The organism is uncultured Gimesia sp. (genome assembly GCF_963976445.1).
Classification (GTDB): domain Bacteria; phylum Planctomycetota; class Planctomycetia; order Planctomycetales; family Planctomycetaceae; genus Gimesia.
On record NZ_CAXBKP010000010.1, the window covers coordinates 177,536 to 193,025 of the forward strand.

Below are 15,490 nucleotides of genomic sequence, written 5' to 3' on the forward strand. Positions count from 1 at the left end.
GATAACCCTTGATCATTGCATCGGCCTGGTTGCGGATTGATTACGAGTAAGGATCGAATACACTAAATGTCTCGACGTTATCCTTCAGGCTCATGTTGCGGATTGATTACGAGTAAGGATCGAATACACTATTGATGAGCAGGTACACAAACGAAAAACTGTTGCGGATTGATTACGAGTAAGGATCGAATACACTGAAGTGGCTGGAGGAGTTACGGAAACGGTTGTTGCGGATTGATTACGAGTAAGGATCGAATACACTTGAGAATCCCGACACCGCTACTCAGTTCTGGTTGCGGATTGATTACGAGTAAGGATCGAATACACTGTTGATAACCTGACCCTCTTCGACGTCAGTGTTGCGGATTGATTACGAGTAAGGATCGAATACACTCTTTCCTGCTCAAATCGTTCACTAGAAAGGAGTTGCTGCAGAAACGCGTCAGAAAAACTCGAGCTGGCGAGGTGGTTTGTTTGTTGGTTTGCGCATTTTTCCCCAGAAAATGCGCATCTTTTCGAACTGCTTGTCGGTGACGCTGAGGATGCGCACTTCGCCGTCCGGGGGGATGTTCTGCTCAATTCGCCTGATATGGACATTGGCTTTTTCCTCGCTGGTACAGTGCCTGCTGTATATCGAGTACTGCATCATATCAAATCCGTCTTCCAAAAGCAGCTTTCGGAACAATGTATATTGCCGACGGGCTTTTTTCGTGTCGGTGGGCAGGTCGAACATGACTACGATCCACATGCTTCGGTATCCGCTGAAATGCATAATACGGGTATCTCCAGATCTTTGCGTTTCCCTTGAAAGCATTGCACGAGGGAACTGGTCATGCGGTTGATCGCCACCATGAGTGGGCCTCTCTGATCGGCGGTAACGACCGTTTCGGTTAACAGGTCGAGTAGGATCTGTTTGGATTCCTGATCGAGGTCGGTATGTCCTGCGAAATAAAGCTCTCGCGCCTTGGCGTCTACAAGAGGCCTGAATGGTTCTATCAGGTCGTCTGCCAGACAGAAGGCGTTCGAGCGGTTGCGATGATGAATGCCAATTGCCGGGAGTAGACCCGATGCGACCAGCGAACGGGCAATCGCGGCTCTCAGAATCGCGTAGCCATAATTCAGAAAGTTATTGGGCGCGTCACCATCTCGGTCGCGACGGAAGGTGTCGACCGAATCAGGGCCTTCACAGTTCACCAGCCAACTCGACCAGTAAAGTCGTGCGGCGACCGCTTCGCGATTGGTAGTATCGTCGACTTTAACCTCTTGAGCGTAGTTGAGTAATTTGCGATGCGGTACCGAGTCGACGGTCAAGTTGGCGGCCTGGGCGCGGATCTTCGCCTGGACGATCTGTTTCCAGAGTCGTTTACGGACCGGCTTGGAAACACTGGTTTGTTCGTCAATCCTCCACACGATTTCGAGATGATCGGAGAGAGGAATCAGAATGCCTTTGGGCAAATGATCTTTCCCGCAGACGACGAGTGCCGCGTTGGCATCGAGCAGTGCGGTAAGGGCATTGTGAGTATAAGTGGTTCCCGGATGATCGACGAGAACCAGTCCCAGGTCTTCACAAGGAACCGAACCGACCACGGCTCCTTCACGTTTGAGCTGGAGTTGCTTGTGCCGCGTCGTCAGGTGGGCGGCTTCACGGGAAATTTCAATCGTACGTTTTAACATCGAGGCACCTTCGGGAAAAAGTAAAACCGAAGAAGCCCTCCGTGGATTCACTGTGTGAGAGAGTCAATCCATGAAATGCTGCTGGTAATTAATATCGTATAGGGGACAAACAGCCAAAAGCCAGAAGAATCTCATGTTTTTAATTTAATCATTGGCCCAACGCACCCGACCGAGGAAATCGATGGTTACTTTTTGGCCTCGGAGTGTGTTGGGAGATTTACGTTGAACGAGTGGAGGCTTATCTGAATTATTAACCTGACCAGCATAGGTGTGAGGACGCAGAATGATTCGCCCCAGACTTAGTTTTTGAACGCGATGTAAAACGGGATCAGCCTGTCCCACATCTAAGAGGATCATTTCATTGATACCCAACGACATCACAAAGCGGGTTTTGGAACCGTGATTTCGGTTGATCAGAGGTTGCTTGTTTTTCGCCCGTTGTGCTGCTTCGAACATGGTGACAATAGTGCCTTCCCGTTTTGGGGAACCGTCTTTGTTCAGGATTGGCTCTCCCGATTCATCGAGCAACTCATAGATTTCGATGTGGTGGTTACTGCCGGGGGCTGTAAACTGGTTGGGCCGGATCTGGAGCATGCCGGTACTCTCTTCGAGCATGCGCACTTTTTTCACAGGGACACCTGAAGGCATAATGACGCCGTCAGCCCAGATTTTTTCGTTGATCTTCAGGCTTTTCTTCTCAATATCAACCCCATGCTGTTGCAGATATTCCTTGATGATCTGTTTGATTTGGGGATCGCGTACCTTTTCGACTTGTGACGTATTATTGATTGAAGAAATCGGTTTGCGGCGTACATAGGTAGTCGCTGATTCTTTCGTGGCACCAAAGATCGTTTCTTCATGCAGGGCGCCCGAGATCTTTCGTCTGGTGCGGTGCGAAACATGAATACTGTTTACAGCCGCTTCGATTTCGGACCGGAAGTTCTTCCAGGGCTGATTCAGATGAGCTTGTCTGGCTGCTTTCCAAAATCCGGAAAGTTTTTGTAAGTTGCTCCGGTTCATCAGTGCAACGATAATTGCGTCGATGGCATGGTGACGATGATCGTCCCGATTTTTGATATTCAAGCCATCGTCGTGTAGGATATTATTCAGTTCCCAGTACCGGCGATAAAGAGACGTTAACTGACCTTTGGTGCAAATGACATCGGTGTCTAAGCGACTCATATATTTCCGGACTTCAGAGGCGATATAGCCCGTATCTACCAGGTTGCGTTCCAGAAAGTCATTTAATTCCAAGGTTGGTTGAGAAAATCGTTGGCGTTTCAGGTAGGGAAGTCGAGCGGCACCTTGCAGCACTTTGTCGTACCGTTTCTGTGACACTTTAAACAACCATTCAAACGGCGTCTGGTTGCCTTTGGCACTATTGCAGTCTCGACAACAAACCACTTTATTCATCCAGGAATTATCCAGGCTGCGCGAGCGGGGCAGGATATGATCGACTTCAATTTCGCTATTCGCGTTAAACATAGTGGGAGGCGAAAAGTTTTTATCACAATAAGCACAATGTTCGCCTTGTTCTTTCCAGAGCAAATAGCGGTCAATGTTGTTGCGCGAGACCTGAAACCCTTCCTGTCGGAGGTAATCGGCGGCGGCATCTCGTTCCCGTTCGCGTTCCCGCATTTTGAGTGACATCTGCAGCCGTTGGTCGGCAGAACCGCTGACCGAACGAGCCATCTCGATATGAATCGCGTCGGGAATTCCATATTCATCGATTAATGTATTAACGAGTTTACGGACTTCATGCAGTGCCTGTTTCACAATGGGGTTCGGAATATCGGGCGGGACAGGCAGTCTTTTCGTTTTTGATTTGCTGCGTTGATCTGCCCGTAAATAACCGGCTTTGTGCAGAGCATTCTCAGTGTCATCTTTTCCTGTGAGAGGTAGGCCCTGTATAATGAAGGGAAGCAGTTTTTCAATCGCCTTGCGACTATAGTTGACGCGACCTTCTGTCAGGTCAATTTTTAATAACGCGGCAGTGGCTTCTTCATCAAGGCCCCATTCATTGAGTGCTTTTTCCTCAATCAGGTCGGGTGTATCATCATGGTCGAGAATGAAACGCACGATCTCTGTTTTTTCCTGTTCGGGGCGTTGATACCATTTTTTCGTGAAAATATTCTTATGCGCGAGACGGGCGTCAACGGGCATCCCCAGTAATTTAGACCGGTCTCCTTCTTCAAGATTGAATTTCGCGCTTTGATACAGTTTCAACTTTTTTCGAATTTGGTCAAAGGTGCGTTCTTTGCCGGTAGATAAATACTCGAGCAGTGTTTCTCTTTCTTCGGGGGAAAGCCTGCGTTCCGTGCCGGATTCAATCAGACGCAGATTATTGACTTCCTGATACAGGCGGAACTGTTGAGCCAGCCGGTCCATTTTTTCGCAGCGAACTTCTTTCATTTCCAGTTCACATTTACCAATGGTTGATTTTTTCCAGTACATTTTTCGCTGGCCGAAGATGAGCCCCTTATGAACCCAGGTCTCTGTTTCGACTGGATTATTCAAGCGTTGTTTGAGTTTCGCTGTCAGTTTTTTGGGATGGTGTTTGGCCTGCGCATTCCAGAGTTGTTCGAACTCCTCCAGGTACATCGCCCGAAGTGTATGACGGCCGCGAATCGGATTGCCAGATTGTAATTCGCTGGCAAAATGCTCTCCCAACGTTTTGTGATGATTTTCCTCGATCTCGCTTTGAAGCTGATTGATCTCCGCCAACAATCCGTCGGTTGCTTTTTGATCTTTGCGGTCTGTTTTGCTGTTCGATTTATAACCGCGACGTTGAGAGAGTGCGTAGAGAATACGTCCGAATTCCTGTAGTGTCAGTTTTTCGGTGAGCCCTTTTTGCCGCAGGTCGTAGGGGTTCTGTTCCAGAAGCTGCGTTTGCTGTTCGGGATCTTTGGGAAAGAGCCCCGCTTCGATTAGCGCATTGCGGACGGTCTCTTTGCGTTCCCTGCGTCGTCGGGTCTGTCTGCGTGTGCCACGAGCGGTGCGGCGGGTTTCGTTTTTGGAAACTTCGCCACCGGTCTGGGTTCGGTCAACGCCCTCGGGAAAGACGCGGACACCGGTCGCCAGAATACGTCCTTCCTCATCGTCTAAGAGTGACCAGCCAAGAGAGTTAGTACCGATATCGATTCCCAGAACTTTGTGTGACATAAGATGTACCTCAAAGGATTGATACATGGTGCGATCATAGTTATATGAATGTTTTATTGTATATGCTTGACAGATGGGTATCAATTATGTAGAGTTAAGACAGTGTATTCGATCCTTACTTGTGAAATATCTTTCCGTAATAAGAAGAAACATTCGCAAGTAGTATCCTACGGGATACCTGGCCGCTTTGTTCGCAGGGCGGCTTTTTTATGCGCGGGGAGTCGTGCGTGCTTGTTACTGCTCTCCCCCAAACACAAAAAAATGCCCGACAAGGTTCAGACCTCGTCGGACGTTTAATCGGGGTTGCATTGCGAGTCATTCGCTGATCTCTCTTAGAAGCTGGCGGCGGGGAGACGGATCATTTCGACCGTGGTTCCCATTAACGGGCCGTCCAGTTTTTCGTAGAGTTCCATTTCCAGGACGCCGCCGGATTCGGCGATGACCTGGGCTAAGACATCGTTGTCGGTAATCGCGACTCCATTACATTTTGTGATGACCATGCCGGGAGCCAGTCCGGCTGCTGCGGCAGGCGAGTCTGGTTCGACGGACTCCACGCCGACTCCCTTACCAGGCAACATCATGCCTTTCATACCGAGATACCATCGAGCGTCTTCCACAACCAGACCACCGGGAGTCACATAATCACACGTCGGGTAGATGTAGTCACAGTAGTGTAAGTCAGCTGGTCGACAGTTTTGCAGCGGTGTGCAGTAGTTGAACCACCACCGGCAGTAGTTGGGGCGAGCGTGGAACCAGGGTTTGCCGTGGTGTCCGTTATGGTGACCGTGACCGTTGCCATTTCCGTGACCATTTCCGTGGTGCCCACCGCCACCATTGCCGCCACCATGGTGACCGGGTACTGGTTTGTGTGGTCCATTTGGTCGTGGCTTGGGTGCTCCGTTACCAGGACGAGGACGAATTCCGCCGTTGCCAGGTCGCCCGTTGCCGATACCCGGATCGATGGGTTTGATCGTGGGCCGTGGCTTGGGTGCTCCGTTACCGGGACGAGGACGAATTCCGCCACTGCCAGGTCGTCCGTTGCCGATGCCCGAATCGATGGGTTTGATTGAGGGCCGTGGTTTCGGTGCGCCATTGCCGGGACGAGGACGAATTCCACCGTTGCCAGGTCGCCTGTTGCCGATGCCCGGATCGATGGGTTTGATTGAAGGCCGTGGTTTCGGTGCGCCATTACCGGGACGAGGACGCATCCCCGTGAACGGTTTTGTCTGTGGCCGTGTGGCTCCGTTGCCCATTGGTCGACCATTGATCGGTTTCATTGTGGGGCGTGGTTTGGGAGCCGAGTTCACAACCCGTGGTCGCGTTGTTGTGCCGCGATGATCACGGAAGGTGGTTGTTTTACCGCCGCGGTGATTGCGGGTGGTTCGTGTTTGCGGCTGGCGAACATTTCGCGTGGTGGAGTTACGGCTTGTGGAGCGTTGCGGCGATCGCGAACTCGTTGACCGGCTCTGATAGCGTTGTGGCGAGCGGCTGGATGAACTCCGGCGTGCTCCCGAATGACTTGAGCGAGACATACTTGATCGGCCTGAACGACCAGATGAGCGACCGTTGCCTTTGGCGTAAACGTCCAGGGAAACCGTGCCGAACACCATTGTCATGATAACCATACTGAGTGCGAAGCGTTTCATTGTTCTAGATCCTTTTCTCTCGTACCAGAATGCGGTGAACGACAGAAAATATGGTCTGGCCGTCCCCATGTGTGTTGCAGGTCACATGCCTGCCTACTTCACTCAGCGAGAACCGCGGAAATCTGTTACAGGAAATTTGAGAAAAAATGGAAAGTCTGTAATTTCAGCAGTTTTTGGGGCGAAATGAGGATTGTTGGTAGCACGGAAAGCACTGGATACTGCTTTTTGTGTCCGCTGGTTGCAATGTGCGGCGGGGCCGTGGATACTGGAGTGATTCGCCTTACTCTGTATCAGGCGATGCTGAAGGACTGATTTTTTAACCTAGATATTCAATAAACAGGAATCCGGATTATGAAGAAGTGCTTGTGTTCAATTGCGGCGGCTGTTGTGTTTTGTCTGGCGGTGCCAGGGTTTGCAGCGGAGAAGGTGGCTCCGGTGCGAATGGGCAGCGGGATTATGACCTTTGATACGGTGCCGGGCTGGGGCTATGACGAGCAGGGCCGCTCTGTATTAGGGCCGACGCACGGCGGTGTCGTCGTTGACAAAGCGGGCAACATTTACACGAGTGCCCGGATCGGCGTGGTAGTGTTCTCACCCGATGGAAAAGTCGTACGTCGGTTTTTGGGGCCTGAATACTCCAACATTCATGATATGGAAATTCGCGAAGAAGCAGATGGCGAATTCATTTACGGGGCACGGAATGCGAACGCCGAGGGGATCAAATTCAATGCACTGACGGGAGAGATGATCCTCAAGCTGCCATTCCCGAAAGAATCGGGGCTCGATCTGAAGAAGTTCGCTCCGACTGCGATTACCGTCGCACCGAATGGCGATATCATTTTGTCGGACGGTTACGCAAGTAATTATATTTTCAAGTTTGACAAGACAGGCAAGTATCTGTCGCACTTCGGCAAAAAAGGGAACGGGATGAAAGAATTCAACACCGCCCACGGGATGACGCTGGATACACGGTACGACCCGCCGCGACTGTTGATCTGTGACCGGAACCATCAGCCTAAAGGCCGCCTGCTGCATTACGATCTGGATGGCAAATTCATCGAAGAAGTGATCACCGGCTTGGGCATGCCGACCTCGGTTTCCATTCAGGGAGATTACGTTTCGGTGCCGGACCTGCATGGTCGATTGGTGATTCTGGACAAGAGCAACACTATCGTCGCGGTACTCGGTAATAACGAAGACCCGAAGACCCGCGTGAATTTTAATGTGCCTCAAGACAAGTGGCGCGAAGGCATCTTCAGCGGCACGCACGGTTCGTACTGGGACAAAGAGGGCAACCTGTATGTGCAGGACTGGAACGTTTCCGGCCGCCTGATGAAGCTGGTGCGCGTGAAATAGGATTGGGATGCAAGTGGCGCATGTGTATAAAGAGTGAGGAATCCTCATGGATACATCAGGCTGGATCGCTGGTGAACTTGCCGAATGGCCGACGAAATCAGAGATGGCTCAGATATTAGATGAGGCAGGTCTCGATGTGTCTGTCGGGCTTTATTCCATTCAGGTTTTACTGAGCGGTAATGCATGCTTTGCTTTCGAAGAGTACGGCGGTGATCTCGGTGACCCTGTGATTAATGCGGACGCTGATTCCGCCGAGGAATTATTACGCGAGGCAAGACTTGTTTCCGATGCACTGATGCGTGCAAAATTACGTCATCGATTTGAGATTTATAGTCATGGACCCGATCTGCTTGGATACTTGCACTTTGACTGGCCACTGAAGGGAGAACGAGCAAATGACTCCAGATGAATTTCGTGATCGATGGTGTGATGATGAAGATGAGGAGCTGGTTCTTTTTTCAGCAGACGCACTCGCGGGAATTTCCATTCCTGAAGAATCTCGCGAGTTTCTTACCTCTTCCGGATTGCCTGAATCCGCAGCTCCCTTTCTGGGTTTTGGCACATCCGGCAGACATTTACTTCCGAGTGTCGCCGACGCATGGAACAAGAACACGGAATTCCGTCGATATCGTGAAATTGGCAACAATGACTCTGGCGATACTGTCTGTCTTGATGAAGCAGAGAACGGTCAGGTGGTTTTTCTGAATCATGACCTCAACTTCAAACGCGTGCTGATGAATTCATCGATACCGGCATTAGCAGAGTCGTTAGTAGCCTATCGTCAGTTAGTACGTGACACACAGGAACGCAATGGAGAGGACGCCTGGCTTGATGGTGACGTTCCTGATGACCTTAAGGAATGGCTCATCGGCGAATTGAAACGGATTGATCCTGTCGTAATACAGCCTGATTGTTTCTGGGGCGAAGCAATAGAAAATCTTCAAGAAGAACGCGCATAACGATTCTAAAGTGAGCTGATCAATTCTTGAGTTCGGTTAGTTATCTAGATCGGCGTCCAGCGGTCAAGTGTGGGTTTGCTGTCTGCGTGATATGCCCTTAGCCGAACGTCTCTGATAAGGGGGTGAACGGTCACCGAGATGTAGTGATCTGGCGTTGAAGCATGGCCGAAGCGTATCGATAGCTCGTGTTTGTCGCAGTGCACAGACTGAACTGGGGCGGCTCAGTGATATCGGTTATACTCTGTATTTGTAGAGTAAAACGTTTCTCTAATGCTTGTGAATTGTTTCTTCTCATCAAATGGGGCTCTTAAATGATGATTTCGTTAAGTCGAGTAAAGAACAGGCAATGAGAGCAAACGAGAAATATGTGCCTCGCACGCGCGACGCATGTACGACACAGTATGGCTCGGTTCGGGAACGTGTCAAGCTGATGATGGGGAAGCGGATTCCGAGTTTCTGTAACAGGAAGGGAATCGATGAGCATTCGTGTGAGAGAATGAAATTCTGTAATGAAACAGAGTGGAATTCTCAGAGAAATAACTAAGGTACTGCGAACGCGGCCACTGGATACAGTGTCATTCGGTTAGTTTGAAACAAAAAAATGATGCCGCTTTGGGCTGGTTTTCTGTTTTTGATTCCCCCCTTGACCATGATTGTGCCTCTGCTAATGAATAAGTCACCTGTCACTAATGAAGAATGGCTGGGCTGCGAATTCATGGCCAAGCCAGACTCGACGTTCCTGTTGGATGGCATCAAAGTTCCTCATACAAATATTGATGCTCCGTTTACCGTTTCCAAGGTCGAAGAGAACAGACTGTGGGTGGGTGAGGCCTGGATCACTCAAGACGAGGTTATTCCAGTTGCAGAGTCAGCAGCCTTTTACACAGAGTATGTCCGGAAGCATCCTGCTGAGGCATGGGGCTATCTTTCTCGCGGCCTTGCATGGGCGGCTGTCGGTAACTGCGACAACGCAATCACTGATTACACGAAGGCGATTCGCCTCGCCCCGGAATATGCGATAGCCTACTACGATCGCGGTCTTTCATGGGCGGAAAAAGGTGAATTCGACAAGGCGATCAGAGACTTTAACGAAGCGATTCGTCTCAATCCAGAATATGTGCGTGCTTACTTCAGTCGTGGTGTTACCTTGCAAGAATGTGACGAATTCGAGAAAGCGATCAAAGATCAGACGAAAGTCATACAGCTTGATCCGAAATGTGCGAGTGCTTTCAACAGTCGGGGAGTTGCATGGAATCGAATTGGCGAACCCGACAAAGCGATTCAAGATTTATCCAAGGCGATTTGGCTCGATCCAAAATTGGCGTATGCTTTTAGCAATCGTGGTTCTATTTGGAATATAAAAGGCGACTACGCTAATGCGGTCAATGACATTGCCGAGGCAATCCGGCTGGACCCCAAAGATGAGTCTGCCTGTAATGAATTCGCCTGGCTTCTGGCAACTTGTCCGGAAGCTGAATTTCGAGACGGACTGGAAGCAGTTATTTTGGGTGAAGCGTTGTGCGAGTTGTCAGAATGGAAGGAAGCGGATTACATCGATACTCTGGCGGCTGCGTATGCTGAATTTGGAGATTTCAACCAGGCGGTGAAATCTCAGGAACTAAGTCTTAAACTTATTGACAGGGATGAAGAAGAGGAAGAGTATACCGAGCGTTTAACGCTCTATCGTGCTGGTAAGCCGTATCATAGAGAAAAAGTCGATACTGAGTTGGCGTAAGCTAGCTCTAACCTTGAGTCTTTGGAAACGAGTCAGGTCGGCATTAATCTGTATTCGCGGCCCAGTAGATGCCGGAGGCGATTAGGGATTTGGGGCCGGTTTTGGTTTCCGCGTGGGGGCTGAAACAGATGACGCGACCGGAGCCGAATCGGGAACGAATAATGGCGTGTGTACCAACCATCGCTTCAGCGGGGGCGCCGTTTCGGGCGACTTCCGTTTCAAAGCGGGCGAGGACTTCATAGCCGGGGAGATTGGGTTGATTGTCGGGGACGAGCAAGGGGCCGTTAGCATAGTAGATTTTGAATTTGGATTTGGTGTTACTGAGGACTTCTTGCCCTGAAGGAGTTAGTTGGATGGAGACATTCTTTTGACCACGTTTCCAGTGCGAACGATCCCAGACGCGGGCGTTGATCAGATCGAGCGACCAGTCGTAATGCGAAGAGGCGAGATACGCGCCGGCGCAGATGCCGACGTAGCCGCCTCCGTTTTTGACAAAAGTGCGGACCGCTTCGCGGCCTTGTGGTTTCAGGGTCTTAGCCTGTTTTCCACCACTGCCTCCCGGCATGATGAGGACGTCAAAATCCTTGAGGGAGCCGTTCCGTATTTCCTCAGCAGTGATGACTTGATTAGAGAAGCCATGTTCGGGTGTCAGAAAGCGTTTCAGATTTTTGGGTCCGTTCGATTCAACTCCGGAATAATCAAATACAGCCACTCGAACCAGTTTCGTCGCAGGCTTGGCTTCCTCGGCAACAGCCAGACAGGGAAGAATCAGAAAACAAAGGACAAATAACCGGGAGAGTCGAAACGTGAAATGGTGCATCAGTACCAAATCCTTATATATGAATTCGAGGTCAGGGAATCACGATGGTCTTTTTGACCGGTGCAAATCGAGGCGGCGGTGGCGCTGGCAGGGAGAGTGCCGCCTGCTTCATTTCGCGGAGTTCTTTTTGCATCGCAGTCATCGCAAGTGACGCCATTTTCTGATGAAAGCGGGTGACAGCATCGGCAGAATAACCATGCTCACGTCGTCCCTGCTGAAATGACTGGGTAAGTTTCAGGATTTTGTCTTCGACGGTCCAGAGATCGGACCAGATGTCGGGCAGGTATTCGGTTTTGATACCTTTGCCGTCGTTAGTTTTACTCCAGGCACGCAGGGTGATGGCGATCTCGCCGAGCGCGGCTCCGTTGTCATCGGTGAGCGGATCGGCGATGTCCTGCACTGCAACCCAACAGGGGACGGCGAGGGAGAAACTGGGATCGCCGAGGATGGTCCACATCGTGGCGAGGTTTGGATCTTCTCCCGGTTTGACGCCTTGAAAGACGGCGGCGGAGACCGTCGTGCTACGGCTGATGGTGTTGTTGGTCTTGATGATGGCAGGCAGTGTTTGTTTCGAACCATTGACGGTGCCGGGCCAGGGAGTGCCTGTTTTACTGGAAAGATCACGCGTCAGATTACGGATGAGATAGTCGACGGTGATGCCTTTTGGCTTTTGCAGGTCGAGTCGGGAACAGGCCTGCGAATAACGTTCGGCAGAGTAGATCTCGCCGAGTTGTTGTGGTGTGGGATTGGCCGGAAAATCGCGAGCGGTGGTGGCGAAGTTGGACCGGACGATATAACCTTGGGGCGCTGCTTCGGGATCGTTGGCATCGAACATGGTGTAGTTGTCGGGGCCGGTTTCAAACAAAGCGGCTCCTCCTTCGGCATCGATGACGCCGAAATTCGAAATGGTTCGACGGCCGGTCTCGTTGGTTTCGTCGAGCAGCTTTTGGAAGTCTGCGACTGTTTTACAGGTCTCCAGTGCCTGTTTCATGAATCGACCATTTGCAGGTCCCGATTTATTACCTTTGGTGCGGAGGTCTTTACTCAATGAGTTTTCGATACAGAAACCGGATTCGTTCATACCCATCCAGGCCGACTTGCGAGCGCCCGCATTCACAACTGCGACAGCACGGAGAGGACCTGCAGTGAGCAGGATGACTTCGTTATGCCTGGCGGAAGTGTCACGGTTTTTCCAGAGCAGGGGTCGGCCGTCGGCCGTCGCGCTTCCACTGATGACGGCGGTGGTACAGGCTTGTAGTTCGAGTGGGGGGCATTCCCAGATCAACAGCAGTATGAGCATCCGAATCAGCGAGGCCCGGTTCGCGAACATAATCGGTGCATCCTTTTCAGGGAGTTAAACGGTTGGAATCTTCACATACAGAAGACTTCTAAATGGTTGGATCATTGTGAGTTTGGTTCACAATTCACTCAAGCGTCAAAATGCGGGTTCATCAAACCTGCATCAAATCTTCATATTGTGCAACAGGAGAATGCGGAGTGGAATCAAAAAATCTTGATTTTAAGTGAGGAATGAAGATTATCTATCACCGGCCGGTGATATCTTTTAAGATGGGGAGTATTGAGCTTACACGCTGGCGAAGTAGTTTACTGTTAATTGCCGAAAGGGGACTTCGATGACGGAGAAGCAATTTACGGAAAAGCAAATTCTGGCCGGCATTTATGAATGCTGGTGTGATGCGATGGGAACGGAGCGTCCCTTTGATGCTGAGACACGCATTGATATGCATATGAAAGAGGATCATTTAAGGGCTCCGGTTGATCATCTTGATTTCATTTTCCGTCTGGAAAAGTTGTTCGACATCAAGATTTCGCTTAAAGAGCTGTATGAAGAGTTGGGGTTTCCAGAAACGCCTAATCTTAAAGTATTGAAAAACGAGATCGCGCCGCAGTTAACGTTTGGTGTACTGGCACGATTTATCCAGAAGCGGGCCGTGAATACGGTTTCCTTTGAGCCCGTGATGGTGATCAACAAAGAGTGTCGACCGGCGGGTGTGTTTTATGGCATCGAGCAGATTCCAAATCAGCTGATTTCAGCGAAATGTCAGGTGACGCCGAGTACAAACATCATTGACGCGTTTCGTGGTTATCAGCTGGATAAGTTCTGGAGTCAACTTAGCTGGAGATCAGAGGTGCGGCTGCCTCAGCTTTCGAGACACTGGGGATTTCTCACGAATTGGGGCTGCATGATTGCCTTCTGGGGTCTGTTGATCGCCTTCCCCATGGTGTTCTTAACAGGGAACTTCTACATCTTGCTTGGTGCAGTTCTGTATGTAATTACAACCTGGTTTGTTAGTTCCCTTTACACTCATCGTTCAGATCCACTGCCACCAGAGCTGCAGACGTTTCGCGATCTGGCAGTCTGGATTGCAGGCCATGATGGTGATGCGATACAAATTCCTGCGAACGGTAGTCCCATTCAAAAGTGAGAGGAGTTTGCATGAGTCAGCTCAGATATTCTGAAAAGCAGATCATTCCGATACTTGCAGATTGTCTGGTGGATACTTTGGGGCTTGATGACGACGAAGCTTTAGATCCTGTGACCGATCTTGATCGTAGAATCGATCAATACCTCAAGGACATCAACGAATGGAACGCGTTCGATTTTGCCGACTTTAGTTATGTCATTGAGCGTCTGTTTCATTTCGAATGTCCCCCGCAGGAGTGGAAAGCGTTCTTTGGTGTCGACTGTGGTTATCAATCTGAAGAAGAATGGACAGAACAGGTGGGACTGCATCTGACGTTCAAGGCACTGGTTGAATTTATTGCAGCGCGTGCGCTCTATATTTCGTTTCAACCTGTCACAGTGATTGACCGTGCGTGCGGCCCTGCCGGTGCCTTTTACGGGCTTGAAGAGTTGTCGGGCAAGTATTTTTCCGCCACCTGTCGCGTGACTCCCTCAACTCAAATTCTGGATGCGTTTCGTGGCAGGCAACTGGAAAAATTCTGGGGCGAATTGCAATGGCGCTCAGGAGCTAAACTGACGGACCTGAAATCATTCTGGTTTCTATTAGAAGGTTGTGGCTGTCTGATGTTTTTTCTGGCTCTATTCATTGCAGTAGTGATTTTTCTTCCGGGCGGTGACTATCTCGCTCTGACAGTCACGGTTCTCTCTGCCTATACCGTGTGGCGCGTTATTTCAGTCTGTTGTTACTGGTCCAACCCGCTACCACCAGAGACACAGACCTTTCGGGATCTGGCAGTGTTGATTGCCAATCATGATGGTGAATCGGTGCGGCTTCCTGCAAACGTTAGCTCCAGTAATAACTGAGAGGAATTTCCCAATGAGTCCGTTACGATATACCGAGAAGCAGATTCTGTGTGGAATAGAGGAATTTCTGACGTCTGATACGCCAAGTTGGTTAAGTCGCTATCCGGCTTTGGATGCAGATGCTCGCATCGATGATTATCTGCAGACCCCCATTCCCCGTTGGGCACGGGAAGAGATTGAACTCGATGATGTATTCTCATGGTTCCAGATGATGGAGTATTTTTTTCATTTTCAATGTTCTGAAAAGGAATGGACCGAGTATTTTGGACTCGATCTTTTTGAGGACGATCGAGAAGAGTGGGAGTGTCTGCACGCTGCGGATTTTACTTTTCGCAGGTTGGCACAATTTATCGCAGCACGGGCGACGGTGATTTCCTTTCAGCCAGTCGAAGTGCTGGGAACAGAGTGTGGGCCGGCGGGCACGTTTTATGGTATTCAACAACTCGTTAGAACGTTGAAAAAACGATCTCCGGATTTCGGCCCAAGTACAAAAATTCGGGATGTTTTGAAGGGGTATTCGCTGATCAATTTCTGGTCACACCTTCGCTGGATGACAGGACAGAGAGTGGCGAAGCTTCCCGTCTACTGGTTATGGATGGATGTGATGACCTTTATCGTATTGTGCTTCCTCTGGGGAGCATTGATGCCGGTGATGAGTTCATACAATATCGGGGAAACCTACATTGTGGGGCTGTTTTTCATGATCTTTCTGGGGACGATTGCAGCGTTCATTGCGAGGCATATAAAAAACCCACTACCGCCAGAGCTGCAGACGTTTCGGGATCTGGCGGTGTTGATTGCCAATCATGACTGTGATGCGGTACGTGAGTATGAATCTAAAAAATAATG

Annotated in this window: 13 protein-coding genes and 1 CRISPR repeat array (1 of these 14 only partly in view); of the genes, 7 read left to right on the forward strand and 6 right to left on the reverse strand. The window is 50.2% G+C overall.

Annotated elements, in window-relative coordinates; genetic code table 11:
* Positions 1–394: direct repeats of the CRISPR family, unit length 36 nt; unit sequence GTTGCGGATTGATTACGAGTAAGGATCGAATACACT (it extends 831 nt beyond the left edge of the window).
* A 48-nt stretch (positions 395–442) separates the two neighbouring features.
* From cas2 to AAC022_RS13520, 4 genes are all read right to left on the reverse strand, one after another.
* Positions 443–733, reverse strand: coding sequence for a CRISPR-associated endonuclease Cas2 (gene cas2, locus AAC022_RS13505; RefSeq protein ID WP_339731696.1), 291 nt, complete (start codon positions 731–733; stop codon positions 443–445).
* 2 nt (positions 734–735) lie between these two features.
* Positions 736–1,674, reverse strand: coding sequence for a type II CRISPR-associated endonuclease Cas1 (gene cas1, locus AAC022_RS13510; protein WP_339731698.1), 939 nt, complete (start codon positions 1,672–1,674; stop codon positions 736–738).
* A 144-nt stretch (positions 1,675–1,818) separates the two neighbouring features.
* Positions 1,819–4,836, reverse strand: a complete 3,018-nt coding sequence (cas9, locus tag AAC022_RS13515) for a type II CRISPR RNA-guided endonuclease Cas9 (RefSeq protein WP_339731700.1) — start codon at positions 4,834–4,836, stop codon at positions 1,819–1,821.
* 332 nt (positions 4,837–5,168) lie between these two features.
* The gene (locus tag AAC022_RS13520; RefSeq protein ID WP_339731702.1) at positions 5,169–6,482 is read right to left on the reverse strand and encodes a PDZ domain-containing protein; all 1,314 of its coding nucleotides are present in this window, start codon (positions 6,480–6,482) and stop codon (positions 5,169–5,171) included.
* A gap of 351 nt (positions 6,483–6,833) precedes the next feature.
* Here AAC022_RS13520 and AAC022_RS13525 point away from each other — a divergent pair, with 351 nt between their 5' ends.
* From AAC022_RS13525 to AAC022_RS13540, 4 genes are all read left to right on the forward strand, one after another.
* Positions 6,834–7,838 carry a 6-bladed beta-propeller gene (locus tag AAC022_RS13525; protein ID WP_339731704.1) on the forward strand — a complete coding sequence of 335 codons (1,005 nt, stop codon included), beginning with the start codon at positions 6,834–6,836 and terminating at the stop codon, positions 7,836–7,838.
* A gap of 46 nt (positions 7,839–7,884) precedes the next feature.
* Positions 7,885–8,247 (forward strand): hypothetical protein, encoded by a 363-nt coding sequence (locus AAC022_RS13530; RefSeq protein ID WP_339731706.1) that lies wholly within the window; start codon positions 7,885–7,887, stop codon positions 8,245–8,247.
* On the forward strand, positions 8,234–8,797 hold the full coding sequence (locus AAC022_RS13535) for an SUKH-4 family immunity protein (protein ID WP_339731707.1): 564 nt from the start codon (positions 8,234–8,236) through the stop codon (positions 8,795–8,797). The genes AAC022_RS13530 and AAC022_RS13535 overlap by 14 nt, the downstream gene beginning before the upstream one ends.
* Before the next feature lie 601 nt (positions 8,798–9,398).
* Positions 9,399–10,532 (forward strand): tetratricopeptide repeat protein, encoded by a 1,134-nt coding sequence (locus tag AAC022_RS13540; RefSeq protein WP_339731708.1) that lies wholly within the window; start codon positions 9,399–9,401, stop codon positions 10,530–10,532.
* Between the two features lie 43 nt (positions 10,533–10,575).
* Here the strand turns inward: AAC022_RS13540 and AAC022_RS13545 are convergent, their stop codons facing one another.
* On the reverse strand, positions 10,576–11,352 hold the full coding sequence (locus tag AAC022_RS13545) for a BPL-N domain-containing protein (RefSeq protein WP_339731709.1): 777 nt from the start codon (positions 11,350–11,352) through the stop codon (positions 10,576–10,578).
* A gap of 31 nt (positions 11,353–11,383) precedes the next feature.
* On the reverse strand, positions 11,384–12,682 hold the full coding sequence (locus AAC022_RS13550; RefSeq protein ID WP_339731710.1) for a peptidase C45: 1,299 nt from the start codon (positions 12,680–12,682) through the stop codon (positions 11,384–11,386).
* A gap of 304 nt (positions 12,683–12,986) precedes the next feature.
* On the opposite strand from AAC022_RS13550, the gene AAC022_RS13555 reads away from it, so the two are divergent.
* Genes AAC022_RS13555 through AAC022_RS13565 form a run of 3 tightly spaced genes read left to right on the forward strand, consistent with a single transcriptional unit; the run spans position 12,987 to position 15,488 of the window.
* The gene (locus AAC022_RS13555) at positions 12,987–13,799 is read left to right on the forward strand and encodes a hypothetical protein (RefSeq protein ID WP_339731712.1); all 813 of its coding nucleotides are present in this window, start codon (positions 12,987–12,989) and stop codon (positions 13,797–13,799) included.
* 11 nt (positions 13,800–13,810) lie between these two features.
* Positions 13,811–14,641 carry a hypothetical protein gene (locus AAC022_RS13560; RefSeq protein ID WP_339731713.1) on the forward strand — a complete coding sequence of 277 codons (831 nt, stop codon included), beginning with the start codon at positions 13,811–13,813 and terminating at the stop codon, positions 14,639–14,641.
* 13 nt (positions 14,642–14,654) lie between these two features.
* The gene (locus tag AAC022_RS13565; protein ID WP_339731715.1) at positions 14,655–15,488 is read left to right on the forward strand and encodes a hypothetical protein; all 834 of its coding nucleotides are present in this window, start codon (positions 14,655–14,657) and stop codon (positions 15,486–15,488) included.
* The last annotated feature ends 2 nt before the right edge of the window (positions 15,489–15,490 follow it).